Here is a 22,494-nt window from a genome sequence, read left to right on the forward strand (position 1 = left end):
ACGCCGACATCCTGCGCTGGACCTACCGGTCCGGACGCCCGAATCTGTTCGGCCGAGCCAATAATCGCGTCGCCAGTGCGCTCTTCGCGGCGGGTATCGCGCCCCGGCGCGTGGCGTCGCTGGGGGTGCGCGGCCGCCGCAGCGGTCGCACGATCTGGTTCCCGGTGGTGATCACCGAGTTCGGCGACGACCGCTACCTCGTCGCCATGCTCGGGCCGGGAACCAACTGGGTCCGTAACCTGTCCGCGGCGCACGGCCGGGCGGTACTGCGCCACGGTCGCAGCGAACCGGTGCGGCTCGAACCCGTCGACACCGCCGACCGGGCCCCGATCCTGCGCTCCTACCTGCGCGTCGCGCCGGGCGCGCGCCCGCACTTCCCGATCGACCGCGACGCCCCGCTCGCAGAATTCGAGCGCATAGCGGCTGATTTCCCGGTATTCCGCATCGAATCACAAGGCGTGAACGGGCCCGCGATGTAGGGCAGAGAAATGCATAGGCCTGTGCAATAGCCGAAAGTCCCTGAAAATCAGGATGTTCGGATTGCTGCCCGAATCTTCAGTACTCGATTGCTGAATAATGTAATGTCGAAATTGTGCGCACTAGTGACTTTGGGCTCTTCTGCACGGGGCTGGCTACTGGGCATTCTGGCGCTCGAGACCGCGCGATTCATCGCTCGGGAAGTCCGATGGGAGTGAGGGTTGCAGGTGTTGCGTGTGTGTGAAGCGTGGTCGCCGGAGGCGTTTCCAGGCATCGCGGTGTTCGCGAAGGGCCGGGTTCCGATTCTCGAGGGTGAGCGAGTGGCGGGTGCGGTCGGCCGGTTGCTGATGCGGTATCGCGCCGATCTGTCGGCCCGGGTGCGGATGACCGGATCCGGATGTGACAACGGACCGATTCTGGTCCAAGTCAATACCCAACCCGGGGGCGCGTCGATCCGGATACAAACCCTCACCCACGGTCGCGGCGACGCCCTACCGGTGCTGGTGCGGCTCGAGCGCCAGCTGCGCACCCTGCGCAAGGCATGGTCGCCGCGACCGTGGCCGGACCCGGATCGTCCGACGCTGGACGCCCCCGGCCCGGGAACCCTGGTGCGCCGCAAAACCATTGCGCTGCAGACCGCCGACCCGCTGCATGCGGCCGCGATGATGGACGCGATGGACTACGACGTGCATCTGTTCACCGACGCCGAAACCGGTGAGGACGCGATCGTCTACCGCGCCCAGCCCTCCGGCCTGCGCCTGGCCCGCCAGCACTGCGTCCATCCGCCGTGCACCGCGGCGGTCGCGGCGGCAACCCCCGTCCCGTTGATCACTACCCCGCGGCCCGCACCGGTGCTGAGCGAGCGCGAGGCGGCCGAGCGCGTCTGCGCACCCGGCCTGCCGTTTCTGTTCTACACCGACTTCGGCACCGGGCGTGGACATCTCATGTACCGCCGCTACGACACCGGCCTCGGTCTGATCACCCCTGCCGCATGACCGATAGCGGCCCCACACCCGGGTGGGCGGGACCAAGGTCACCAGCGCATGGGTCGCAGGCCATCGAAAGTCACCGATCGGTTCGTCAGGGGTATTGCAGGCGGCTGGTACGCCAGTACCGCTCGGGCGCTGGTGCGCGAATTGCGCTGGCGCTCAGTGCATGCGAGATCTCGCACGGTTCAGGACGAGGACGATACTGGTGACCGCGATTTCACCGAAACCGGCCGTGGGGCTATCGGCCGAGCGGCCGTACCCGGCGCGGCAGGCGCCGAAGGGTTCGTTCATCCACCGGATGGTCACCACGACCGACCCGAAGGTGCTCGGGCAGATGTATCTGGTGACCTCGATGTCGTTCTTCATGATCGCCGGATTGATGGCGCTGCTCATGCGCGGGGAGCTGGCGCGGCCGGGCATGCAGTTCCTCTCGCCCGAGCAGTTCAACCAGCTGTTCACCATGCACGGAACCATTATGCTGCTGTTCTACGCGACCGCGATCATCTTCGGCTTCGCGAACATCCTGCTGCCCTTGCAGATCGGCGCACCCGATGTCGCCTTCCCGCGGTTGAACGCCCTGAGCTATTGGCTGTACCTGTTTGGCGCGACGCTGGCCACGGCGGGTTTCATCACCCCGGGCGGCGCGGCCGATTTCGGATGGACCGCCTATGTACCGTTGAGCGACATCATCCATTCCCCGGGCGTGGGCGCGGACATGTGGATTCTGGGGGGTGGGCGTCTCGGGGCTGGGCACCATCCTGGGTGCGGTCAATATGCTGACCACCGTCGTATGCCTGCGCTGCCCGGGCATGACCATGTTCCGGCTGCCCATCTTCACCTGGAATGTCGTCGTCGCTAGTTTCCTCGTGCTGCTGGTGTTTCCGCTGCTGACCGCGGCGGCGCTGGCGCTCTACTACGACCGGCACCTGGGTGGGCACATCTACGATCCGGCCAGCGGCGGGACAATGCTGTTTCAGCACCTCTTCTGGTTCTTCGGGCATCCGGAGGTCTATGTGATCGCGTTGCCGTTCTTCGGCATCGTCTCCGAGATCTTCCCGGTCTTCAGCCGCAAACCGCTGTTCGGTTACACCGGCATGGTGTACGCGACGCTGGGCATCGCGGCGCTGTCGATCGCCGTGTGGGCGCACCACATGTACGCCACGGGAGCCGTGCTACTGCCGTTCTTCTCGTTCATGACCTTCCTGATCGAGGTGCCGACCGGGGTGAAGTTCTTCAACTGGATCGGCACCCTGTGGCGGGGACAGCTGACCTTCGAGACGCCGATGCTGTGGTCTCTCGGCTTCCTGGTGACCTTCCTCTTCGGCGGCCTCTCCGGTGTCGTGCTGGCCAGCCCGCCCCTGGACTTCCATTTGTCCGACACCTATTTCGTGGTGGCGCACTTCCACTACACCTTGTTCGGCACCGTCGTGTTCTCGACCTTCGCGGGCATCTACTTCTGGTTCCCCAAGATGACCGGCCGCATGATGGACGAGCGGTTGGGCAAGTGGCATTTCTGGACCACGTTCTTCGGCTTCCACCTGACGTTCCTGGCCCAGCATTGGCTGGGCAACGAGGGGATGCCGCGCCGCTACGCCGACTACCTGCCGTCGGACGGCTTCACCGGGCTCAACGAGGTTTCCACCATCGGGTCGTTCGTGCTGGGCGCGTCGATGATCCCGTTCCTGTGGAACGTCTTCAAGTCCTACCGCTACGGCGAGGTCGTGACCGTCGACGACCCATGGGGTTACGGCAACTCCCTGGAATGGGCGACCTCCTGTCCGCCGCCGCGGCACAACTTCTACGAGCTGCCGCGCATCCGCTCGGAGCGACCCGCGTTCGAGCTGCACTACCCGCACATGGTCGACCGCATGCGCGCCGAGGCGCACGTGGGCTGGGGCACGGCGGCGCACCGTGTCCACGAGACGTCGGGCACGGAGGCGAAATGAGTCGGGCACAGCAGAACTCGACCTTCCGCATACCCCGGGTCCCCGTCGGCGTGCGGGCTCTGCTCGTCGCGGTGGCGCTGATCGGCTGGGTCGTGTTCCTCGGCTGGGCAGCCGGTGTAGCGGAATCGGGACCTCCGGTCTGGTGCTGAGGTATTTGGTCCCTGGGCCCGAGGGCAGTGCTCGTTGTTTGCTGAATCGACCGACGAGACAACCGAGGGGCCGACCATGATTACAGCCGCAACCGGGGCGGTGTCGGGCGATCCGGCGCCGTTCACCTGGCTCACCGCCATATCGATGATTGTGTTCTGCGCGATTCTGTGGGCGATCGTGCGGTATATGCAACTGCACCCCCGCGCGTCGATGTGGGTGTGGGGATTGTCGATTCTGACTTTCCCGCTGTGGATTTGGGGCCCGGGGCGCGATATCGGGCTGATCAACTGGTTCTCTTGGGCCAAGATCCTGTCGGTGCTCATCCCGCTGACCGTCGTCGGCGCCATGCGGGTATCGATGGCCGAACAGCGGCCGGGCCGGGTGCGGGAGTTGCTGCGCGATCCCCGGTTCCTGTGGTTTCCCTACGGCATCCTGTTCCTGAACATCACCGAGGCCACCGTCCGTGACGTCCAGATCGGCAATTACTGGAACGCGGCGGTCGGCCTCGGCCTGTGCCTGACCATCCCGTACACGCCGCGGTTCTGGTAGATCACCGCCAACCGCAACGCGGAACTGATCGCCTACACCACGGTGGCCTGGAATTTCGTCTACACCTCGTGGAACCTGTGCTTCACCTACGGAGGCTACCCGCCGCAGGAGGAGCATTTCGCGGGCAGCATCTGCATTCTGGCGGTGGCCGAGATCTATCCCCTGGTGATGCGGCGGCCCGAGCTGTACATCATGGCCCGAATCTACACCCTGCCTGTCCTCATGCTGGTGATCGGCATCTACAACATCTTCCCGACCGTCATGCCCTCCGACGGCTGGTTCAACGAACGCGTCTGGATGATCTGGGGCGCAGTCAATGTCGTACTCATGCTGCCCATGCTGTTCCGGCACACCTGGCAGCTGCAGAGCGGCGCGGCATTCCTCACCTTCCGGCGTGGCCACGCTCGTGAGGAATTCGCCGCGCGGCACGGCGCGACCGTCGAACAGATCATGACGCTCGGCCGCTCACTCGACGCCGGAACCGGTGCGCCGGGTCCGAAGGTCCCGGGTACCAACGGATCAGGTCGTCTCGTGAGTGAACTCCAGTAGTCGCTGTCTGGCCAGCCGCTCACTGAGCTCGGGCATCGCGCCCGGGGGAGTCCCTGCGAGATCGGCGAGGCTCCACAGGAGTATCAGCTGCACTCGCTGTCGAGAAACACGGCCGCGGAACTCGGTGCGGAGCCGGGCGAGGGTCCGGCGGTAGGAATCCCGGTCGATGGTTCGCGTCGGCTCACTGATGTCAGCGCTGAGTGTCACGCGATCAGGCTGCCGCGTCGTCAGTGCGTGTGTGAGAGTCGAAAGACCCTGACAAGTCCCGATCACCAGCCCCGGTCATGAGTCGGATGTGCGTGGTGCTCTCCCGTTTTCGGACTGCGGGGCTCGGTGCCACGGGGCCGTTGGGGATGTCCGGTGGGCGCACCAGCCGAGGGGGAGATCGGCGAGGGCCTCCAAGGAGGGATCCCGGTCGATGTTGCTCTCGAGGTCCACCATTGCGGCATCGTCGGCGGTGACCGGTCCGAGGTCGGAGCCGTGGAAGTACCAGTCGCTGTCGTCGGCGTCATGGAAAACGCAGGCGATCCAATCAGCGCCGAGGGTGATGGCCCGGGTCGTGAAGACGGCCGTATCGCGGCGGTCGGTGAAGCTCCGTCGAGATCGCGAATGGGATTCCTGGCGCTGGGCGGGCGGAGTCGATGCGGACGGGCCGAGTTGCTGGTGCGGTATCGCCGTGATGGCCTGGCTGGCCAGGTCTGCCGCGAGCTCCGGGGTCGCATCGGCGTCGCGGACGACGGCCACAGGAATTTCCGCGATATCGGTGAAGACGGTTTTGCCCGCGGCACGGGCTTGCGCGACCATCTGGTCGGCTCCGGCCGAGGGGCCGCCGATGCGCAGGACCGCGTCGCAGCGGGTGAGCAGGCGTTCGGCGATCGGGTGGAATATCTCCTCGAAGAGCGGGTCGCCGGGGTGGGTGCTGCCCGCGGTGTCGAGCAATGGGAGGGCGAGGGCTTCGCCGGTGACCGGTAGGTGGCCCGCCCGGAAGAGTGTCAAGGCCGCTCGGTTCATTGCGCGGACATTCGCTTCGAGTTTGTGCGGGTCGTCGCCGGTGCCGGATCGGTAAGGTCCCGCGACGAGGATCATGAGCGGGCGAGAGCTGCCGGTCATCGGATTCCTCGGCGGGTGTTGGCGGGTTCGAGGTGGGTGATGCGGTGGGCGGCGTCTTCGCCCGCGAGGACGGCCCCGTCCATGTAACCGTTCCAGATGGTGGCCTGTTCGGCTCCGGCGAAGAGGATCGGGCCGTGCTGGTCGGTGGGGGTCGAGCCGATGCGGGTGATCAGGCCCGGCGGGACGGTGGGGATGCATCCGCTGGTGTATTGCTCTGTGCGCCAGTCCTGTTCGAGGTAATCGATGGGTTGCCGCGATTGTGGGCCGAAATACCGTGTGAGGCAGTCGATGACGCCGCGGCGGCGCAACTCCGGGTCGGCGAGCTGGTGCGCGGTGGCCGAGAGGGCGCCGGTTCCGGCGTCGATGAATGCGGTGAGGATGCCGACATGGGCGTCCGGTGGTGAGTTGTCGACCGTGACCGGCGCGGGACCGAGGTCGGCGAGGGCCTGGCCGTTGAGGCCCGCATCGCGCCAGAAAGGTCTGGGGTAGACGGCATGGACCTTCATGCCGGGGTGGGCGCCGATGTGCGCGGTGGCTGCGGCGGGTCCTGGCGGCAGCGGTGAATGGAATTCGATGGAACGCCGGTCGGCGGGGCTCAATGCGACGATCACGAACCGGGCCGTGACCGACCGCTCGCCGCTGTGGACGCGGACACCGCCGGTGGTTGTTTCAAGGCGGGTCACGACGCGACCGAGTTCGACCACATCACCGAGATCTTCGGCCATGCACAGCGCCAGTCGTTGCGACCCGCCGACGAATCGAAGCTCCTGCGCATCGTCGAGAAGTCGGTCGAGCCCGCCCGCCGACCGGATGTGGGTCAGCACCGCCAGCAAGGAGATGTCCGCGGGATCGCCTCCGAAGGTCAGTCCGCTGATCAGTTCGAAAACGCGCCGCGCGCCGGTGGTGCGCAGATGCCGCCGCAGGAACATGTCGAGGGTCTGGTTGTCGAGCTCGCTCGCGTGCTCGTGTGCCCATGGGCGCACGAGATCGATTCGGCGAGACATCGTTTCGAGTCGAAACAGGGTCCGGGTGAGGTCGAGGCAGGTCAACGGAAAGGTGTAGGGCAGGCCGAATCGGTAGGTCCGCCGCCTGCCGCCGAGCACGATCACCGACCGTCCGCGGTGATAGCTGGGGAACGTCGGGATGCCGAGCTCCCGCGCAAGGGCCAGCACTCACTCCTGACCGGGGCCCGCCCACTGTCCGCCGCCCTCGACCACAGTGTCCGCGTCGACTTGCTGGTTGAGCACCCGCCCACCCACGCGCTGCGCGGCCTCGAATACGGCGATTCGTCGAATCCCGTTCTGCCGCAATCGGCGTGCGGCAACCAAACCGGATAACCCGGCGCCCACCACGACCACATCGAAATCCGTTGTTGCGCTGTCCATTCGCCCCATCCGGTCGCTCAATATGACTTCCATCACCTTCATAATCTATCACAGTAGAAACGATCGTTGACTAAATGAACGGTTAAAGTGAGATAGGAGACGTCGTGCGAGTGCTTGTACTGGGTGGAACCGGGGCGACGGGAGAGGTGGCGGCGCGAACCGCGACGACCCTGCCCGGCGTGGACGAAATCGTGATCGAGGACCGGGAACTCATCGATCGAGAGGCGTTGCTCGCGGCACTTCGCCCGGTGGATGTCGTGCTCAATATCGTTGGGCCGCAAGGTGACTACGGCTGTCGAGTGCTGCGTGCCGCGATCGCGGCCGGTACCCACTACCTCGATATCTGTGATGATCCCCGGGCTACCTGCGCCATGCTCGAGCTCGACGCCGAGGCACGGGCGGCGGGAGTCTGCGCCATTGTCGGGATGGGTGCCAACCCCGGGATCGGCACGCTGCTCACGTAGGCCGCCGCGCGCGAGCTCGATGTGGTGCACGATGTCGAAATCGCGACGCCGCCAGAGTTCTTCGCGGTGGTGCATGGGATGAAAGACGGCCGCGACGAGGTCGTGCGGGCGCGCCTGTCGATACCGATCGAAACCTCCGCACTGACCGCCGATCTCGCCACGGCGACCGGAATTCCCTTGGCGCTGGGCCTCTACCAGGTCCTCGACGGGACGGCCGCACGACCCGGAGTGCACTCACCCGACGCCGTCATCGACCCGGAGCTCGTCTTCCGGGATCTCGAACGGACGCTCCGACTGGTCACGACCGGTCCCGCGATCGTCCTCTCCCGCAACGCCGCCCCCGAACCCGAGGAAGGCGACATGCTCTCGACGAACCCCCGGTCGACGATGCCACGCATCGGCCTCATCGCATCCCTCGCACTGGGACTGCTGGTGAGCCTGGCGCCGACCACGCCCACCACGACCGCCGAATCCCGGATATCGGCGGCACCGCAGGTCCCGCGCTATCCCGACCGGCCCGCGGACCTCGACGGCGGCAGGGACTCCGACCCGCCGCGGTACACCAAACTCCCTCGCCCCAACGGCAATGGCTGGACCGTGTGCCCCTCGGAGGCGAAGTTCTGCTGACCCCGGCCCCTGGATTCGCCCGCCCCACAACGAAGCTGCTCGCGCCACCTGAGATCGAGGGCACCATGGCACTGATCGCAGGTAGCTGCAAATTTGCGCGGTGTGAAAACTTATTGGCGTGTCTAAAACTTGACACGCCGATGAGCTGCCACCTGCCCGAGCCCAGGGTTACTGGGAGTGGTCGCCGATCCCCGGGCCCGCCGGGGTGTGCGGTACTCGGCGCACGCAATTCTGGCCGCCGCGCTGGCGGCGGTGGTGGCCGGTGTGCGGTCGCTGACCGCGATCGGGCAATGGGTCGCCGAAGCGCCGACCGCGGTGTTGACCGATCAGCCGGCGATGCAGGCTCCCGGCACCGGTTTCGAGTATTCCAACACCAATTACCTCTTGGCGGGGCAGCTGGTCGAGAAGGTGACCGGTAGTCGATGTCGCGGTGACTCGCCGGACCATCGACCCGCTGCGGCTGCGCGACACCTACTGGCCGCGCTATCCGATCGACAATGTCATTCGTGGTCCGCACCCACACGCCTACTTCGAATCCGGCGGGGGCCGTGCCGATATCACCGATATCGATCCCAATGGCGGCCTGCCCGATGGCGCGATGATCTCCACCGGCCGCGATCTGAATCATTTCTTCATCGCCCTGTTGTCGGGCACGGTCGTTCCGCTGGATCAACTCGCACAGATGCAGCACTCGGTCGCCGACCCGGACTCGCCTGCCCAGGTGGGATCCGGTGTGTTCGGCCGCGTCACCGCGTCCGGTGTCCAGACCTGGGGTCACGGCGGCAGCATCAGTTTCCGGCAGAGTCGAGTCCGGACATCGACGACATCGTGCAATCGCTCGTGGACGAGACCATGCGCCCGTAGGCGACCAACCCGTGCTGTCACGGTTATCCCGCGTCCGGCGGCACCGAGGCGAGGAGTCAGAGTTCGTCGTAGATCGCGGCCAGGTGTTCGAGCACGGCGGGTGGCGGATTCCATTGCGGCGGAGTCGTATTCGTCGAGGGAGTCGCGGAGGGCGGCGTTCAGTTTCCGCTGCCGTCGCCGGTGTCGCTCGCGTCCGGCGGCAGCCGCCCGGGAGCCCGCGCACCCCGCGGTCTTGAAGAGACCGGACGCAGAGGGGTGCATTGGGAAGCCTTGCCGGGCAGGCGATCTGAGCGGTTGACCGATGCGCGATCAGGCGGCGGGATGGGCGTTCCGGTGACAGCTGACGGTCATCTGTCGCATCGGAGTCGTCCTGTACTGCCGGGAGGGGGTCGGACTCTTTCGTTCCGCGGGGCCTCAGGTCGGCTTCGGACTGGGATTGCCGGGTGGGTGACCGCATCCGTGAGTTCTCGAGCAGCACGGGAGGTGTGGAAGATGACCGATCTCGCCGGGGACCGCAGCGTCTGTACCGCCGACGCGGAGAGTTGTCGGTCAGCGGCGGTTGAAGGCGGTGTGGTGGGCGGCTTTCAGGAGTTGGACGAGTTCGCGACCGGATTCTTCGTCGAGGGCGGCGAAGGCGGGAGCGATCAGTTCGTCGGTGAGCATCTCGGCCGCCTCCCAGCGCTTCCGCAGGTCGGGCGTGATGTCCTCGAAGGGTTCCGGCCAGCCGTACCAGCGTGCTTGGTCGGCGCCGCTGTTGAGGGGCGATCCCGAAATGAGGACGGCCTGCAGGGGTGTGAGGCCGCGGGCGCGCACCGCGATCAGATGCAGGCCGCCCCGGAGCTCACGGAGTACATGCAGGAGCTGCGCCACACGGCCAGGCGCGTCCGCGGCCAGGGGCATGGTGCGCCAGCCCGCGAACAGCGGTACCCCTGCCACGTCCGCGCCCTCGACCACTGGTTGCAGGAGCTCGGCGAGCCGGTCGGCGTGGGCGAAGTCCGCGAGTTTGCGGCGCCCGAAATCCTGGCAGACGGTGAGATAGTCCGCAGTGACCTCGGCGGCCGGGGCGGGCACCGACTCCCAATGCGCGCGTACAGCTTCCGGAGGGAAGAACCCGAATGCCGCGACCACGACATCGGCGTCCACATCGCCGAGCACCCCGCCTCATCCGCGGGTATAGGGGCCCCAGTAGCCGTCGACTCCCGTCGCTGCCCCGAATTCTTTGGCCTCGCGGCCGATCATGAAGGCTCCACCGAGCTCACCGACATACCCCTTCACCGCGGCAGCGATCGACACGGTCAACCCCCTTCTCCTGTATGGCAACTCGCCCACCCTATCTCACTATGGTTGACTATTGCCAGATGTGGAGAGATGTTCGCGCTCGTCCCTTCGGACGGATTATCAGCGTGCGGAACCGCTTTCGATGAATTCACGGATGAAGCAGAGCGGGCAGATGGGGTCGAACGGCGCGGTGATCTGCGCCGAGGAGGTGGTCGATGGCGCCACCGGGAGTCCGTTCGGCGCGGCCGCGGCGAGCGCGGGCTGCAGGGCGAGCGCGACGGCGAACGCGCCGCCGACAATGACATTCAGCATGGGACGGTACAAGAGATCCTCCACGTTGATGCGATGAGCCGTGAGGATAACAAGGCCAGTCGCTACGGTCATGCCCCCAAATCCAGCAAGAATGGGGGCTCCGCATGAGACCGGCCGGGTTCTTTTGTAGTTTCGGTGTGCTGCTGGGGATTTGGGATCACACTGGGGTTCTGGCATGAAAATCCAAGTGGTTTTTCACCTTTGGTGAACGAGCCGACAGAAAGGATGTTCTCGTCATGGCCTCTATCCCCGTCAAGCCGGGCAAGTACAAGATCCACGCTCGCATCATCGGACCGACCTCGCTGCTGACCTCCACCGAATATGCGGTGAAGCACGGTGCGCCGGTCATTACCGACCGCTTCAATCCGCTACCGATAGAACAGGAATGGATAATCGAACCCGCGACAGCGGACTTGGGTGCGCCGTATGTCATCCACCTCGCGTACCACCCGGTCGCAGGGTTGGTGGTCACCGAGGACAAGCTGTTCGTGAATAGTGTTCCCAGCTCGGAGTGGACCACTTTCACCTTCGAGCGGGTCATCGGCGGCGTGAAGATCCTGTCGGAGAAGGGATTGGCCCTGCGCGCTGGTCATCGTGGCGCGCAGATCGAATTGGTAGACCCCAAGCCCGAATTCCAGGAGACCTGGACCCTGGAATACGCCGGTCCGTTGGCCGAGGAGTAGGTCGCCGACCCGATCGGACCGAGTGCTCCGGGAATTGATGTCGAAGAATTCGGCACGCCGCGACGCGGGCGCTGCACGCCCGCGTCGCGGAGTACCTTGCCGTATTTCACCGTTCGCGACGGTAGAGCCTCATGGTGAGTGGGCCGAAAACGGTGATGAGGGCGGCGCAGGTGAGCAGGACCCAGCCGATTTCGGTGGGGACGGGGTCGCCGTGCATGAGGCCGCGGACGGCGGTGACCAGGTGGGTGATGGGGTTGATGTCGACGATCGCTTCGAGCCAGCCGGGGAGGGTGGCGGGGTCGATGAAGATATTGCTGAGGAAGCTCATGGGGAAGGTCACGAGGATGGCCAGGAACATGACCGATTCGGGGGTGCGGGCCAGTAGGGCGAGGGTGGTCCAGACCCAGGAGAGGCTCCAGGCGAACAGGAGGACCACGGCGATTCCGGCGAGCAGGCCGGGGATGCCCGCCTCGGGGCGGAAGCCCAGCAGGGCGCCGATACTCGCGATCACGGTCGCGGCGATCGTGTAGCGGGCGAGATCGGCCAGCAGCGCGCCGACCAGCGGGGCGGGTTGCCAGATGGGCAGGGAGCGGAAGCGGTCGAAGACGCCCTTGGTGATATCGGCATTGAGGGCGACGGCCGTGGACTGGGTGGTCATGGTGACGGTCATGACCAGGATGCCGGGCAGCACCGACTGCAAATACTCGCCGGTGGAGCCCGCGAGAGCGCCGCCGAAGAGGTAGGTGAACATGACCAGCATCATGAGCGGGAAGACGGTGACGTCCGAAAGCTGGTCGGGCACATGCTTGATGCGCAGGACCGCGCGCCAGGCGAAGGCCAGGGCGGTGGCCGCGGCGCCGGGGCGGGCCGGGCGCGGGCGGGTCGACAGGGCCGCGCGCATTGGGTCGGCCGCACCGCCGGGGGAGAGGGTGGCGATGGCGCTCATGCGGGGATCTCCTCGGGGGCATCGGAAGTGGCGTGGTGTCCGGTCAAGGCCAGGAAGACCTCGTCGAGGCTGCTCTGGCCGATACCGAAATCGCTGAATTCGATTCCGGCGCGGGCGAGTTCACTCAGGGCGGCACCGGCGCGTCCGGGATCGGTCAGGCGGGCCGTGAGCAGCACAGGGTCTTCCGAGGTGTGGATGGGGACGGCGAGAGTTCGGGTCAATACCCGCTGCGCCTCGTCGCGCTGCGCGGGGTCCCGCAGCCGGACGTGCACCGAGCCCGCGCCGACGGATTCCTTGAGTTCGGCCGTCGTCCCCTCGGCAATGACGCGGCCGTGGTCGATGACGGCGAGTCGATCGGCGAGTCGATCGGCCTCCTCCAGATATTGGGTGGTCAGCAGCACCGTGGTGCCCTCGGCGGTCAGCGATCGCACGACATCCCACACCTGGGTGCGGCTGCGCGGATCGAGCCCGGTGGTCGGTTCGTCCAGGAACAGCAGCGCCGGTGTCGCCACAATGCTCGCGGCAATGTCCAACCGTCGCCGCATACCGCCGGAGTAGCGCTTGGCCTGGCGGTCCGCGGCCGCTTCGAGTCCGAAGGCGGCCAGCAGTTCGCGGGCGCGTACGGCTTCGGTCTCGGTGACGACATCGTGCCCGAAGATCAGGGCACGGCCCGAGGTGGGCCGGATCAGCGTCGCGAGCATGCGGATGGTGGTGGTCTTGCCCGCGCCGTTCGGACCGAGAAAGCCGTACACGCCACCCTCCGGGACACTCAGATCGACACCGTCCACGGCGGCGGCGCCGCCGAACTCCTTGCGCAGTTCCTCGGTGTGAATCGCATACGGGGCCATGGGTTTTCCTTCCCTGTCTGTGGGGTTCTCACTGCTCGATCGCCGTCTTGCGCAGGCGCAGTACCTCGTCCACGCCGAACAGCCGCAGCCCGATCCGCTCCGACCGCGACTGATACCGGGAAACCGAAGCGGCAGGCACCAGTTCGGGTTCGCTCACCCGATACCGGGCCCCTTCGTGCCGTACCTCCGCGGACCCGGCCGCCGCGAGGATCGCCAGCCAATCGGTCCGGGGGCCGTAGGGTAGGGAGATGAGGAAGTCGTCTCCGGCCTCGATGATGCCGACCGGCGTCTCGTAGACGGTCCCGCTCGACCTGCCCGTATGCCGGATCACCGAGGCCCCGGCCCCGGCCCGGCCCGCGGTCTTCATGGCGAGCCGGTTGGTGAATCGCCGATGAAATCGGCGCACCCGTGCGAGCCCTGGCCCGTATCGGGTGCGCAGCACCACCACCAGCAAAAGTCCCGCGGCTGCCGCGAAGACGACAGGTACGCCCGCGCCGATCGCAATCCAAATCCACATGGTCCACACCTTCTCTTACGTTGTAAGTCTTATGTCGTAAGGGAAGCATTACAACGTAAGGCCGTCAAGAGCGGGGAACCTTACCGCGTACGGTAAATTGGATCGCTATGGTCATCGATCAACGACCCCGGCTGAGCCGGGCGCAGATCCTGCACGCCGCCGTCGCCCGGGCCGACCGGGACGGAGTCGAGGCGGTCACCATGCGCAATATCGCCACCGATCTGGGGGTCGAGGCGATGTCGCTGTACTACCACGTGGCCAATAAGGCCGAATTGCTCGACGGTATGGCCGAGGTGGTCCTCGACACCATCAACGAGGCGGTCGAGCCCCTGGTGGCGGGCTCACCCGAGGAGTGGAAACCGGTGCTGCGCAAGCGCATTCTCATTGCCCGCACCGTGCTGCTCCGGCACCCGTGGGCTCCGGCGCTGATCGGCACCCGCTCGGCCATGACGCTGTCGCTCATCACCTACTTCGACGCGGTGATCGGCCTGCTCCGCACCGGCGGCTTCACCTACGACCAGGCCCACCACGCCATGCACGCCCTCGGCAGCCGCGCACTGGGTTTCACCCGGGAACTGTTCCAGCCCCCGGCCGACCAGGCCGAGGAAGAAGCCACCGCCGCACTGGAATCCATGGCCGACCGCTTCCCGAATATCGCGGGCATGATCCGCGCGGGCACCCACGAAGAGTCCGGCGACTCCGCCTTGGGCTGGTGCGACGACCAGGCCGAGTTCGAATTCGGCCTCGACATCATCCTCGACGGCCTCGACCGGCTGCGGGCGTCCGCCTCGGCACACTGATCTCCGCGCCGACCCCCGGGCGAGGCACCTGGCCGAATCTACTGGGCCGCCTCACATCGCGCGGATCGGGTGATGAGTGCCGGAGTCCGGGTGACCGAGTCGCGCGCGACGGCCGGGTGCCTCGCCCCGCCCTCGCATCGTGTGGTCAGTGCTGGAGTCGTGGGTGACACCGCGTCGCGCGTGGCGTGGGCCGGTGGGGGTTCTGGACTTCGGTGGAGTCCCAGCGCGGGCTGGCGGTCGTGTCAGATCCCCAGCGGTGACCAGATGGCGTCGAGCACGAGGCGGCGGCGGTCGGCGGGCCAGGGGGTGCCTTCGTCGAATGCGGTGACGACGAGGCCGTCGACGGTTACGTCCAGTATGTCGGCGGCCGCTTCGATGTCGCGGATTCCGCTGTCGGCGAGCAGGTTTCGGACTCGCTGATCCCACCATGCGTTGAACTCGTCGAGTTCGGCGCGCAGGACCGGTTCGGTGCGGGCGCCGAGGACCATGGCCAGCCAGAGTCGGTGGGTGCGCTCGTCGGGTGTGAGGACCGCCCATTCGATGAGGGCGCGCAGCGCGGTCGCGCCGGTCGCGCCGCTGATTGCGGTCTCGGCTTGGGTGCGGCGCGCCTCGATCTCGTGGCGTACCGCGCTGCGCAGCACGTCGTCTCGTCCGCCCACGACGTAGGTGACGGCGGAGGTGGATGCGCCGATGTGTTCGGCCACGGCGCGAATGGTCACCGCGCCGAAGCCGCTGGTGATGGCAATGGTTGTCACGGCGTCGCCGACGGCGGCGAGGCGCTGGGAGGGATCGACCTGGCGGGGCATGGGCACAGCATAGCGTTTTGTGCAACACTTGTTTTAAAACAGATGTTGCACAAAGGGATCGGCCATGGAACAGACGACCGTCGTGATTGTCGGCGCCGGATTCGCTGGACTCAGCGCGGCGCGTGTCCTACGGCGACGCGGAATCGACGTGCTGGTGCTGGAAGCGGCCGGGCGGGTCGGCGGCCGGGCGCTCACCGAGGTGTCGGACGCGGGGACGGCCGTCGACCTGGGCGGGCAGTGGCTCGGGCGCGATCACACCCGAATATCTGCGCTCGCAAGCGAATTCGGGATGACCCTGTTTCCGACGTATACCAACGGCAGAACCCTCATCGTCGATGGCGTCCGCCGGATCGAGACCATGTCGCTGACCGTCGCCGCGGCGGGACTGGCGCTGCTGCGGCTGGAATCGATGGCTCGCACCGGCGGCGGATCGGACCGGATCACCGTGGCCCACTGGGTGTCTCGCGTCCCCGGCAAGCGCGCCCGGCGGCTGCTCGAGGTGGTGCTGTCCGAGTCGCTGGCCACCGACCTGGATCAGGTCTCGGTGCGGGCGTTGACCACGGGAATCAAGTCCGCGGGTGGCCTGCGGGTCATGCTCGGCACGGCGGGCGGCGCACAGGATTCCCTGGTGTCCGGCGGTGCGGGTGGCCTCGCGCGGGCAATGGCCGACGAGCTCGGATCCGTCGTACACCTGAACCGCCCTGTCACTGCCATCACGCGCACCGCCGACGGCGTCACGATCGACACCCCCACCGGATCGGTCCGTGCGCGGCGGGTGATCGTCACGGCACCGCCGCCGGTGGCCGCGGGCATCCGGCACACCCCTCCGCTGCCCCCGGGACGCGGTGCCGCGGAACGCAATACGGTGATGGGCACCATGTACAAGGCGATCGCCGTGTACGACGCACCCTTCTGGCGGGCGGACGGTCTCAGCGGCGAGATCGTCTCCCTGGACGGCGCGGTGCCCGCCGCGTTCGATATCTCCCCGCCCGGCGGGCCCGGCCACCTGGGTGTCCTCATCCCCGGCCGCGCCGCACGCGCTCTCGACCGCCTCACTCCTGCCGAACGCCGCGACACGGTACTGAGCGCCCTGTCCCGCCACCTCGGCCCCGGAGCCATGAATCCCCTGAGCTGGCACGAGAAGTCCTGGCATCTGGACCCGTACGTCGGCGGCGGCTACTCCGCACTACCGAAGCCGGGCCACCTGTCCACGCTCACCGACGCGGCAATCCCCACCGGTCCGATCCACTGGGCGGGCACCGAAACCGCGCCACGCTGGACGGGCTACTTCGAAGGCGCGGTGCGCTCCGGTGAGCACGCCGCCCAACAGGTCGCCGCCGCACTGCCGCGGATGCTCACCACCACTGCGTGACGGCGGCGATCTGGCGGCCCAGTTCGGGAGCAAGCGAGCGGACGTAGCTGGCGGTGAGGTGGTGTTCGTCGCGGTAGATGAGGACATTGCCTTCGGCGACACGGCAACGGTCCGTGCGGCATACGGCGTTGTTCACATCGAGGGGGAAGATGTTCGCGAAGGCGGCGGCTGGTTCCTCGGCGGGGTCGCGGGGATCGAGGGCGACGGTGCGGGGGATGCCGCAGCTGTCGGGGGTGGTGCCGCGCTGGGCCAGGCAGTCGACGGCCCGGTAGAAGACGCCGCCGTGGCGCAGGCGTGGAGTGTCGCGTAGCGCAAGCACTTTGAGGCCGCGCTCGGCCAGTGCCGACCATACATCCAGGAATTCCGCCGGAACCTCGTCGCCGTCGGAGTACGGGCGGAAACGCGTGGAGACGGTGAACACCCAGTCGGGGCGATCCTGCGCGAGCCGGTCGAGGACCTCCTCGGACCATTCGCGGCATTCCGGGAACGGTTCGTCGGAGTAGGCGGGCTGGTCGACGAGGGTGAGCGGGCAGTTCTCCTTCAAGAATGTGACCACGCGGAACCCGTAGTCGCGGGACAGGAGTTCCAGCGCGGGAATCCACTGCTCGGAATGCGAGCCGCCGACCACCGCGATGACGCGGCCCGCGGTCGCATCACCGTAGGTGCAGGTGCGCACCTCCCGGTCCGGTGTGATGCAGCCGTCGCGCGTGGGCGCGGGCGCATCGGCGAAACCCTCGAACAGTGGGGGCCGCAGGGGTTCCGGTGCGGGATCGATCCCGTCGATCAGGGCCGTCGCCCCCGGATACCGGTTCGGCACGAGCACCTGCGGCGGGTGCGGGGGATTGGTCATGGCGGCCACCTGCCAGCCCGATGCCGACACCAGCACGCCCACACCGGCCGCCACCGCCAAGGCGGCCGCACCGCGGCGATTCCACGGCCGCGCCGGAGCGTCCGCTCGCCTGCGCAACGGGGTCTCGATCAGCCGCGTCGTCGCCAGCGCCAGGACCAGGGAAACCGCGATCACCAGCAGTCCGTCCCCGAATCCCGCATGCTCGCGGCCGGTTTCGGCGAGATAGAAGATCAGAATCGGCCAGTGCCACAGATATAGCGGATAGGCGATGGCGCCGAGCTCGGTGCACACCCGGCCCGCCAGCAGGCGATTCGCCCAGGGCCGCTCGGCGGCGGCCACGCCCAGCCCGGACAGGATGAGCAGCATGGTCGCGGTGACCGGGAACAGCGCCGCCGGGCCGGGAAACTGGGCGGCGCCATCGAAGAGCACGCCGCAGGCGAGCACCATCCCGAGCCCCAGAGCGCCTGCCGCCCAACGGCTCCAGGCGGGAATCGGAATCCACGGCACCGCCACCGCCAGCGCCGCCCCGGCCAACAGTTCCCACGCCCGCGCCGCGCTGTCGTAGTACGTCCACGCCTGATGCTGCGCCGCCCCGGCGGCCGCATACCGGAACGAGACGACAGCCCCGAGCGTCAGCAGCATGAACAATCCCATGCGATGGCGATCCGAGGACGCCCGCACCCGGGCCCACAGGGCGATCACCGCCAGAATCACCAGATAGAACTGCCCCTGCACCGCCATCGACCACAAATGCTGCAGCGGGCTGATCGACGGATCCGGCGCCGCGTAATCCAGTTCGGCGATCGCCAGATACCAGTTCTGGAAATAGAACCCCGACGCGAGCAACTGCGCCGAGATATCACCCCACTGCGTATAAGGCCGCAGAACCACGGTCGCCACGGCGATCGCCGCCAGCACGACCGTCAGCGCGGGCAGCAATCGCCGCCCGGTCCGCCGCAATACCGCCCCGACCCCGGCCCGCCCCGTTCGCTCCGTGCGCCGCAACAGCATCCCCGTGAAGAAGAATCCGGATAGCACCAGGAACACGTCCACGCCACACGTGAAACGCCACCACCAGCGCGATCGCCACTCCGCGCAAACCATCCAGATCCCGCCGGTACGTCTCCCGAGACGCACTCTCCGGCAATCGATCCCGAGCATCCGACCCGGCGGACGCCACTGGCCCCGGGATACCAACGCGCAACAGAACTCCCACGAACGACAACGATCCTGCCCGACCACGACAACGGGTGCGCCGCACCACACTCCGCCATAACATGCCCGAGTGCTTGTGCTGGAAGCAAACTCACGCCATGCCGCGCGGCTCGGCGGCATGGGCGGGGTGTGCCTGCCGTCTGCGTTGTCCCTGTCGGGCGTGCGGCGGACGGCGGGGGTTACCGTGAAGGGATGAGCATCGCCCCGCGTCGGCTGCCTCGGCAGCGACGGTCTCGCGAGACGGTGAGCATTCTCGTGGAGGCTGCCGCCCAGGTGTTCTCGCGGGAGGGGCTCGCGGCGACGACCAATCGGATCGCCGAGCGGGCCGGGGTCTCGATCGGCACGCTCTACCAGTATTTTCCGGATAAGTACGCGGTGTTGCGGGCGGTGGCGGAGCGCCATGTGAGCGAGGCCGGAACCCGGCTCGGGGAGGTGTTCGCCGAACTGCGGCGGACCGAGCCGCCGTTCGAGGAGGCGATGGCCGCGATCGTCGAGGTCGTCGTGGATCTGCATCGCGACCGGCCGGTGCTGCACGGGTTGATGCACCGGCTGGCGCCACGGGATGCGCGGGACCTGGCGGCGATGCGGGCGTTCGAGGACCACCTGGCCGAGGAGATCACCTACCACCTGGTGCGGTGCGGGCGCGGGGGAGCGGATCCGGCGCTCGCGGCGCGGACCGTGGTGCACGGCGTCGACAGTCACCTGCACCGGGTGCTCGTGTACGGGTCGGTCGATGCGCGGCAGGTCACGGAGTTGGTGTACCGGTTGCTCGGGGAGTCGGGCGGGCGGAGTTGACGATTCGGCGCAGGGTGTCGGCCAATCGGGTTACTCCCGGTTCCTCGATCGGGAAGTGACCGCAGCCCTCGAGGAGGACGAGTTCGGTTGGCGCGCCGATGCGTTCGAGGAATCGGATGCTCAGCTCCGGGGGAGTCCAGCGATCGGCCGCCGGATGAACCAAGGTCACCGGGGTGGTGGTGAAGGTCTCGGGCGGGGTGTGCCGGAAGCAGAGGAAATCCGCCAGCAAGCCGAGCGGCACGTGTGCGCCGCCGCCCTTCGGGTCCGTGGCGCACAGCCGGGACAGCGCCGGGTCCAGGCTCATATTGCCCATGTCGACCAGCCATCGGATCGGGACGCGGATATTGCCGAGCAGCGGTTCCAGCGAGCGCAGCAGGGCGGGCGCGCGGGCTCCGGTGAACGACCAGCGCGCGGCGGCGCGCCGGGCGGCGGGGTCGGCGGGATCGAGCAGGCAGGTCGCCACCACATGGGCCGCCGCGCCCGTGCGGGCCGCCGCCTTGTAGGCCAGCATTCCGTCCACGCTCGCGCCGAACAGCACGAGCGGCCGGTCATCAGATTCGGTTTCGGCGCTGACGAATTCGCAGAGCAGATCGACCCAGTCGCGGTAGCGGACCGATCCCGGGCGCGGTTCGACGGTGTCGCCGTACAGCGGTAGATCGATGGCGAGCACTTCCGCGCCCGCGCGTGCGCTCGAGGCGGCGAGGGGCCACAGCAGCCCGGCGTGCCCACCCGCGCCGTGGATGGCGAGGACGCGCACCGGGGCCTCCGGCGCGAGAGCCCGCGCCACATGCACCCGGCGGGTCTGCCACTCCCACCACGTCGATGTGGGTTCGGGCGGTGGCTCGGGACAGTGGTGGGCGGGCAGGAACTTCAGGTAACGGAGGTAATCCACGCACTCAGCGTCGCGGTGCGCGGGCCCGCTGCCAACTCGCATTCCGCGTCCGCGAAGGCTCCTGAACGATGGCTTCTGAGCTGCGGGAACGGGTATCGCGGTGCGAGCGCTCTCGGCGTTGCTCAGATTTCTCTAAAAACGAGTAACCGATGTGTTACGCTTTTCGGGTGGACGAAGCCGCAGCGGCCATCGCCGATCCGGTCCGCCGGGAAATTCTCACCATGCTCCATCGGGCGCGGCTGACCGCCGGTGAGATCGCCGAGCGGTTCGACATCAGCCGCCCGGCCGTCAGCCGTCACCTGCGCGTGCTGCGCGAAAGCGGGCTCGTGCACGACGAGTTGGTGGGGCGGCAGCGCTTCTACACCCTCGACGCCGAGCCGCTCCGGGAAATCGCCGACTGGATAGCCGAATTCGATCGGCGCGCCCCCTGGGAACAGCATCTCGACGCCCTGGAGACCGAGGTCTACCGAACCCGCCGCGAACGCCGCGCCGGATCCGCGGACACCGAGACCACAAGGGAGAACACCGCATGACCACCCGCCCCACCGGCCGCATCGAACGCACCGCCACCGGCCGCGACCTCATTCTCACCCGCACCTTCCGCGCCCCCATCGACGACGTCTGGGCCAGCGTCACCGAATCCGACCGCACCGCCCGCTGGTACGGCCCCTGGACCGGCGAACCCGGACCGGGCCGCAATATCAAGGTGCAGATGTTCTTCGAAGAATCACAGCCCTGGCTGGAAATGCGCATCGTCACCTGCGAGCCGCCCCGCCACCTCACCCTCACCGCCGAGGACGAATACGGCAGCTGGCACCTCGAACTCCTACTGTCCCAGCAGGGCGACACCACCGAACTCCGCTTCATCCACCATCTGGAACCCGAAGCCGACGCCTCCAGCGTCGGCCCCGGCTGGGAGTACTACCTCGACATGCTCGTGGCCGCCCGCACCAACACCCCCCACCCCGACTTCGCCGATTACTTCCCCGCCCTCCAGCCCCACTACGAAGCCGAAAGCGCCGCCGCCTCCGAATAAACCCACGGGCCACACCCACCTGGTCACTCGATCACCGGGAAGTGGTGGCGGCATTTCCCGAGTAGCGCCCGCCACCACTTCCCGGTCGTGGTCGTTTCACATCGCGACCGGGCGCGGCGTGGATCGGGCGGTGGCGACCGAATTCGGAGTGGGCGCAATCGAGCGACCCCGCATGGTGGATGGTCGGCCGCGCGGGCGTATCCGCGATGTGGGTCAGTGGGCGTGGACCGCGGACAGGCGGGCCGCGCGGATGGCGTTCCACAAGGGGCGCAAGAGCGCTTCTTGCGCGGCTGCGGCGCTGGCGGAGGTGGGTGCGGCGGCGGGTTCGCGTTCGGCGACGGTCAGGATGGCCGCCACCTGGTCCGCGGTATCGAGAATTCGGCGGGCGCGCAGGGGCATGGAATCCGGGTAGCCGTGCCGGGAGTGCGCGGCCAGTTCGTCTTCGATCAGGTCGCGCGGTGGGGTTCCGCCTGATCCCAAACCGGTTGTCTGCAAGCGTTGCAAGGCGTCGGCGGCGTCGCGCACCGCCTGGCGCATCGAGTACTCCGCTTCACCCAGCGGCATGTCCGGTTCGACCGCCACCGGGATGGGCGTGGCGTAGACCCGCCATTGCAGGGTCTCGTCGTCGGCCCAGAACGGGACCAGGCCGGTGCCCTCCAGCCCGGGCGTCCCGATGAACAGCCCTTCCTCGGCTTCGGTTGCGGCGGCGGCGAATTCGGTTCCCACCGGCAGGCCGCGCACATCGCCCGGCACCGGCAGCACCAGGCGGATCTGCGCACCGGGCGCATTCGAGGCTTCCCGGATCACCTTGAGCAGCACCATGACTCCGGCCCCGGTAGCGCTGTCGGCGACCTCGTCGGAGGCCCACGGCAATCCGGTGTGTCCCCCGGTGACCGGATCCCCGGCCGCGACCGTCTGCGATGGCGCCCACACCCGCAGGGCATCCAATACGTCGTCGGGTGCGCTGCGACCCGCCAGCCAGAAGCCGGCCCAGACCGTCAGCGTGGCGCTCGGGGAACTCATGTTCAACAGGA

General features: G+C 67.6%; 25 protein-coding genes and 3 pseudogenes. 16 read left to right on the top strand and 12 right to left on the bottom strand.

Features of this window, described 5'->3' with window-relative positions:
• The first annotated feature begins 110 nt into the window (after positions 1-110).
• The 6 genes and pseudogenes from NC4_RS13310 (at position 111) to NC4_RS13330 (ending at position 4,660) form a co-directional block, all read left to right on the top strand.
• Positions 111-479, top strand: coding sequence for a PNPOx family protein (locus tag NC4_RS13310; RefSeq protein WP_245721664.1), 369 nt, complete (start codon positions 111-113; stop codon positions 477-479).
• Between the two features lie 234 nt (positions 480-713).
• Positions 714-1,472: a sigma 54 modulation/S30EA ribosomal C-terminal domain-containing protein gene (locus NC4_RS13315; RefSeq protein WP_245721665.1), complete on the top strand. Its 759-nt coding sequence runs from the start codon at positions 714-716 to the stop codon at positions 1,470-1,472.
• A gap of 292 nt (positions 1,473-1,764) precedes the next feature.
• Positions 1,765-3,412: pseudogene (gene ctaD, locus NC4_RS13320) on the top strand (aa3-type cytochrome oxidase subunit I).
• Positions 3,409-3,561, top strand: coding sequence for a hypothetical protein (locus tag NC4_RS40155; RefSeq protein ID WP_157554659.1), 153 nt, complete (start codon positions 3,409-3,411; stop codon positions 3,559-3,561). Before ctaD ends, NC4_RS40155 begins: the two are co-directional and overlap by 4 nt.
• A 76-nt stretch (positions 3,562-3,637) precedes the next feature.
• Positions 3,638-4,111, top strand: coding sequence for a hypothetical protein (locus NC4_RS13325; RefSeq protein WP_067537160.1), 474 nt, complete (start codon positions 3,638-3,640; stop codon positions 4,109-4,111).
• A 42-nt stretch (positions 4,112-4,153) separates the two neighbouring features.
• Positions 4,154-4,660: a hypothetical protein gene (locus NC4_RS13330; protein ID WP_067537162.1), complete on the top strand. Its 507-nt coding sequence runs from the start codon at positions 4,154-4,156 to the stop codon at positions 4,658-4,660.
• Positions 4,661-4,942: 282 nt separating this feature from the next.
• Here NC4_RS13330 and NC4_RS41580 read toward each other — a convergent pair whose 3' ends face one another.
• Together NC4_RS41580 and NC4_RS13340 are read right to left on the bottom strand one after the other, a co-directional pair.
• Positions 4,943-5,770 carry a hypothetical protein gene (locus tag NC4_RS41580; RefSeq protein WP_218021082.1) on the bottom strand — a complete coding sequence of 276 codons (828 nt, stop codon included), beginning with the start codon at positions 5,768-5,770 and terminating at the stop codon, positions 4,943-4,945.
• A pseudogene (locus NC4_RS13340) lies at positions 5,767-7,197 on the bottom strand (flavin monoamine oxidase family protein). The gene NC4_RS41580 and the pseudogene NC4_RS13340 overlap by 4 nt, the downstream one beginning before the upstream one ends.
• Before the next feature lie 62 nt (positions 7,198-7,259).
• Between NC4_RS13340 and NC4_RS40160 the strand changes: the two are divergent.
• The 4 genes and pseudogenes from NC4_RS40160 (at position 7,260) to NC4_RS44585 (ending at position 9,408) form a co-directional block, all read left to right on the top strand.
• Entirely contained in the window at positions 7,260-7,619 is a 360-nt protein-coding gene (locus NC4_RS40160; RefSeq protein ID WP_169814790.1) for a saccharopine dehydrogenase NADP-binding domain-containing protein, read from the top strand.
• A gap of 21 nt (positions 7,620-7,640) precedes the next feature.
• Positions 7,641-8,246: a saccharopine dehydrogenase family protein gene (locus tag NC4_RS40165; protein WP_067537168.1), complete on the top strand. Its 606-nt coding sequence runs from the start codon at positions 7,641-7,643 to the stop codon at positions 8,244-8,246.
• A 177-nt stretch (positions 8,247-8,423) separates the two neighbouring features.
• Positions 8,424-8,651 (top strand): annotated as a pseudogene (locus tag NC4_RS44580) (transposase family protein); the annotation flags it as partial.
• A 25-nt stretch (positions 8,652-8,676) separates the two neighbouring features.
• The gene (locus tag NC4_RS44585) at positions 8,677-9,408 is read left to right on the top strand and encodes a serine hydrolase (protein ID WP_157554663.1); all 732 of its coding nucleotides are present in this window, start codon (positions 8,677-8,679) and stop codon (positions 9,406-9,408) included.
• 251 nt (positions 9,409-9,659) lie between these two features.
• Here the strand turns inward: NC4_RS44585 and NC4_RS13355 are convergent, their stop codons facing one another.
• The 3 genes from NC4_RS13355 to NC4_RS13360 all read right to left on the bottom strand — a co-directional run bounded on the left by NC4_RS13355 (position 9,660) and on the right by NC4_RS13360 (position 10,772).
• The gene (locus NC4_RS13355) at positions 9,660-10,265 is read right to left on the bottom strand and encodes an SCO6745 family protein (protein ID WP_245721666.1); all 606 of its coding nucleotides are present in this window, start codon (positions 10,263-10,265) and stop codon (positions 9,660-9,662) included.
• A gap of 6 nt (positions 10,266-10,271) precedes the next feature.
• Positions 10,272-10,403 carry a hypothetical protein gene (locus NC4_RS43925; protein WP_281186282.1) on the bottom strand — a complete coding sequence of 44 codons (132 nt, stop codon included), beginning with the start codon at positions 10,401-10,403 and terminating at the stop codon, positions 10,272-10,274.
• A 105-nt stretch (positions 10,404-10,508) separates the two neighbouring features.
• On the bottom strand, positions 10,509-10,772 hold the full coding sequence (locus tag NC4_RS13360) for a hypothetical protein (protein WP_157554665.1): 264 nt from the start codon (positions 10,770-10,772) through the stop codon (positions 10,509-10,511).
• 164 nt (positions 10,773-10,936) lie between these two features.
• Here NC4_RS13360 and NC4_RS13365 point away from each other — a divergent pair, with 164 nt between their 5' ends.
• Positions 10,937-11,383, top strand: coding sequence for a hypothetical protein (locus tag NC4_RS13365; protein WP_067537173.1), 447 nt, complete (start codon positions 10,937-10,939; stop codon positions 11,381-11,383).
• A gap of 106 nt (positions 11,384-11,489) precedes the next feature.
• Here NC4_RS13365 and NC4_RS13370 read toward each other — a convergent pair whose 3' ends face one another.
• The 3 genes from NC4_RS13370 to NC4_RS13380 are packed head-to-tail and all read right to left on the bottom strand — an operon-like array spanning position 11,490 to position 13,694.
• Complete coding sequence (locus tag NC4_RS13370) at positions 11,490-12,329, bottom strand: ABC transporter permease (protein ID WP_067537177.1); 840 nt, start codon at positions 12,327-12,329, stop codon at positions 11,490-11,492.
• Positions 12,326-13,177, bottom strand: coding sequence for an ATP-binding cassette domain-containing protein (locus NC4_RS13375; RefSeq protein WP_067537180.1), 852 nt, complete (start codon positions 13,175-13,177; stop codon positions 12,326-12,328). The genes NC4_RS13370 and NC4_RS13375 overlap by 4 nt, the downstream gene beginning before the upstream one ends.
• Positions 13,178-13,205: 28 nt before the next feature.
• Positions 13,206-13,694, bottom strand: coding sequence for a PNPOx family protein (locus tag NC4_RS13380; protein ID WP_067537183.1), 489 nt, complete (start codon positions 13,692-13,694; stop codon positions 13,206-13,208).
• 107 nt (positions 13,695-13,801) lie between these two features.
• Between NC4_RS13380 and NC4_RS13385 the strand changes: the two genes are divergently transcribed.
• On the top strand, positions 13,802-14,494 hold the full coding sequence (locus NC4_RS13385; RefSeq protein ID WP_067537186.1) for a TetR/AcrR family transcriptional regulator C-terminal domain-containing protein: 693 nt from the start codon (positions 13,802-13,804) through the stop codon (positions 14,492-14,494).
• Between the two features lie 242 nt (positions 14,495-14,736).
• Here the strand turns inward: NC4_RS13385 and NC4_RS13390 are convergent, their stop codons facing one another.
• Positions 14,737-15,300 (bottom strand): TetR/AcrR family transcriptional regulator, encoded by a 564-nt coding sequence (locus tag NC4_RS13390; protein WP_067537188.1) that lies wholly within the window; start codon positions 15,298-15,300, stop codon positions 14,737-14,739.
• A gap of 64 nt (positions 15,301-15,364) precedes the next feature.
• Between NC4_RS13390 and NC4_RS13395 the strand changes: the two genes are divergently transcribed.
• Positions 15,365-16,672, top strand: coding sequence for a flavin monoamine oxidase family protein (locus tag NC4_RS13395; protein WP_067537190.1), 1,308 nt, complete (start codon positions 15,365-15,367; stop codon positions 16,670-16,672).
• On the opposite strand, the gene NC4_RS13400 is transcribed toward NC4_RS13395, so the two are convergent.
• Positions 16,656-18,575, bottom strand: coding sequence for an acyltransferase family protein (locus NC4_RS13400; protein ID WP_245721667.1), 1,920 nt, complete (start codon positions 18,573-18,575; stop codon positions 16,656-16,658). The genes NC4_RS13395 and NC4_RS13400 overlap by 17 nt on opposite strands.
• Positions 18,576-18,929: 354 nt before the next feature.
• On the opposite strand from NC4_RS13400, the gene NC4_RS13405 reads away from it, so the two are divergent.
• Complete coding sequence (locus NC4_RS13405) at positions 18,930-19,532, top strand: TetR/AcrR family transcriptional regulator (RefSeq protein ID WP_067537193.1); 603 nt, start codon at positions 18,930-18,932, stop codon at positions 19,530-19,532.
• Here the strand turns inward: NC4_RS13405 and NC4_RS13410 are convergent.
• Positions 19,483-20,424: an alpha/beta hydrolase gene (locus NC4_RS13410; protein ID WP_067537195.1), complete on the bottom strand. Its 942-nt coding sequence runs from the start codon at positions 20,422-20,424 to the stop codon at positions 19,483-19,485. The two genes, NC4_RS13405 and NC4_RS13410, sit on opposite strands and share 50 nt — an antisense overlap.
• Positions 20,425-20,591: 167 nt before the next feature.
• Between NC4_RS13410 and NC4_RS13415 the strand changes: the two genes are divergently transcribed.
• Together NC4_RS13415 and NC4_RS13420 are read left to right on the top strand one after the other, a co-directional pair.
• Positions 20,592-20,957, top strand: a complete 366-nt coding sequence (locus NC4_RS13415) for a metalloregulator ArsR/SmtB family transcription factor (RefSeq protein WP_067537198.1) — start codon at positions 20,592-20,594, stop codon at positions 20,955-20,957.
• The gene (locus NC4_RS13420; protein ID WP_067537201.1) at positions 20,954-21,460 is read left to right on the top strand and encodes an SRPBCC family protein; all 507 of its coding nucleotides are present in this window, start codon (positions 20,954-20,956) and stop codon (positions 21,458-21,460) included. The genes NC4_RS13415 and NC4_RS13420 overlap by 4 nt, the downstream gene beginning before the upstream one ends.
• 213 nt (positions 21,461-21,673) lie before the next feature.
• On the opposite strand, the gene NC4_RS13425 is transcribed toward NC4_RS13420, so the two are convergent.
• The gene (locus tag NC4_RS13425) at positions 21,674-22,483 is read right to left on the bottom strand and encodes an Rv1486c family protein (protein WP_067537203.1); all 810 of its coding nucleotides are present in this window, start codon (positions 22,481-22,483) and stop codon (positions 21,674-21,676) included.
• Positions 22,484-22,494: the final 11 nt, after the last annotated feature.

Origin of the sequence: Nocardia crassostreae (assembly GCF_001613405.1) — a bacterium.
Taxonomy (GTDB): Bacteria; Actinomycetota; Actinomycetes; order Mycobacteriales; family Mycobacteriaceae; genus Nocardia; species Nocardia crassostreae.

Bases quoted from the DNA above. Each gene is read 5' to 3' on its own strand.
- NC4_RS40155 (WP_157554659.1), top strand. From the start codon at position 3,409: ATGAGTCGGGCACAGCAGAACTCGACCTTCCGCATACCCCGGGTCCCC.
- NC4_RS13325 (WP_067537160.1), top strand. From the start codon at position 3,638: ATGATTACAGCCGCAACCGGGGCGGTGTCGGGCGATCCGGCGCCGTTC.
- NC4_RS41580 (WP_218021082.1), bottom strand. From the start codon at position 5,770: ATGACCGGCAGCTCTCGCCCGCTCATGATCCTCGTCGCGGGACCTTAC.
- NC4_RS13360 (WP_157554665.1), bottom strand. From the start codon at position 10,772: ATGACCGTAGCGACTGGCCTTGTTATCCTCACGGCTCATCGCATCAAC.
- NC4_RS13365 (WP_067537173.1), top strand. From the start codon at position 10,937: ATGGCCTCTATCCCCGTCAAGCCGGGCAAGTACAAGATCCACGCTCGC.
- NC4_RS13370 (WP_067537177.1), bottom strand. From the start codon at position 12,329: ATGAGCGCCATCGCCACCCTCTCCCCCGGCGGTGCGGCCGACCCAATG.
- NC4_RS13375 (WP_067537180.1), bottom strand. From the start codon at position 13,177: ATGGCCCCGTATGCGATTCACACCGAGGAACTGCGCAAGGAGTTCGGC.
- NC4_RS13380 (WP_067537183.1), bottom strand. From the start codon at position 13,694: ATGTGGATTTGGATTGCGATCGGCGCGGGCGTACCTGTCGTCTTCGCG.
- NC4_RS13385 (WP_067537186.1), top strand. From the start codon at position 13,802: ATGGTCATCGATCAACGACCCCGGCTGAGCCGGGCGCAGATCCTGCAC.
- NC4_RS13390 (WP_067537188.1), bottom strand. From the start codon at position 15,300: ATGCCCCGCCAGGTCGATCCCTCCCAGCGCCTCGCCGCCGTCGGCGAC.
- NC4_RS13395 (WP_067537190.1), top strand. From the start codon at position 15,365: ATGGAACAGACGACCGTCGTGATTGTCGGCGCCGGATTCGCTGGACTC.
- NC4_RS13405 (WP_067537193.1), top strand. From the start codon at position 18,930: ATGAGCATCGCCCCGCGTCGGCTGCCTCGGCAGCGACGGTCTCGCGAG.
- NC4_RS13420 (WP_067537201.1), top strand. From the start codon at position 20,954: ATGACCACCCGCCCCACCGGCCGCATCGAACGCACCGCCACCGGCCGC.
- NC4_RS13425 (WP_067537203.1), bottom strand. From the start codon at position 22,483: ATGAGTTCCCCGAGCGCCACGCTGACGGTCTGGGCCGGCTTCTGGCTG.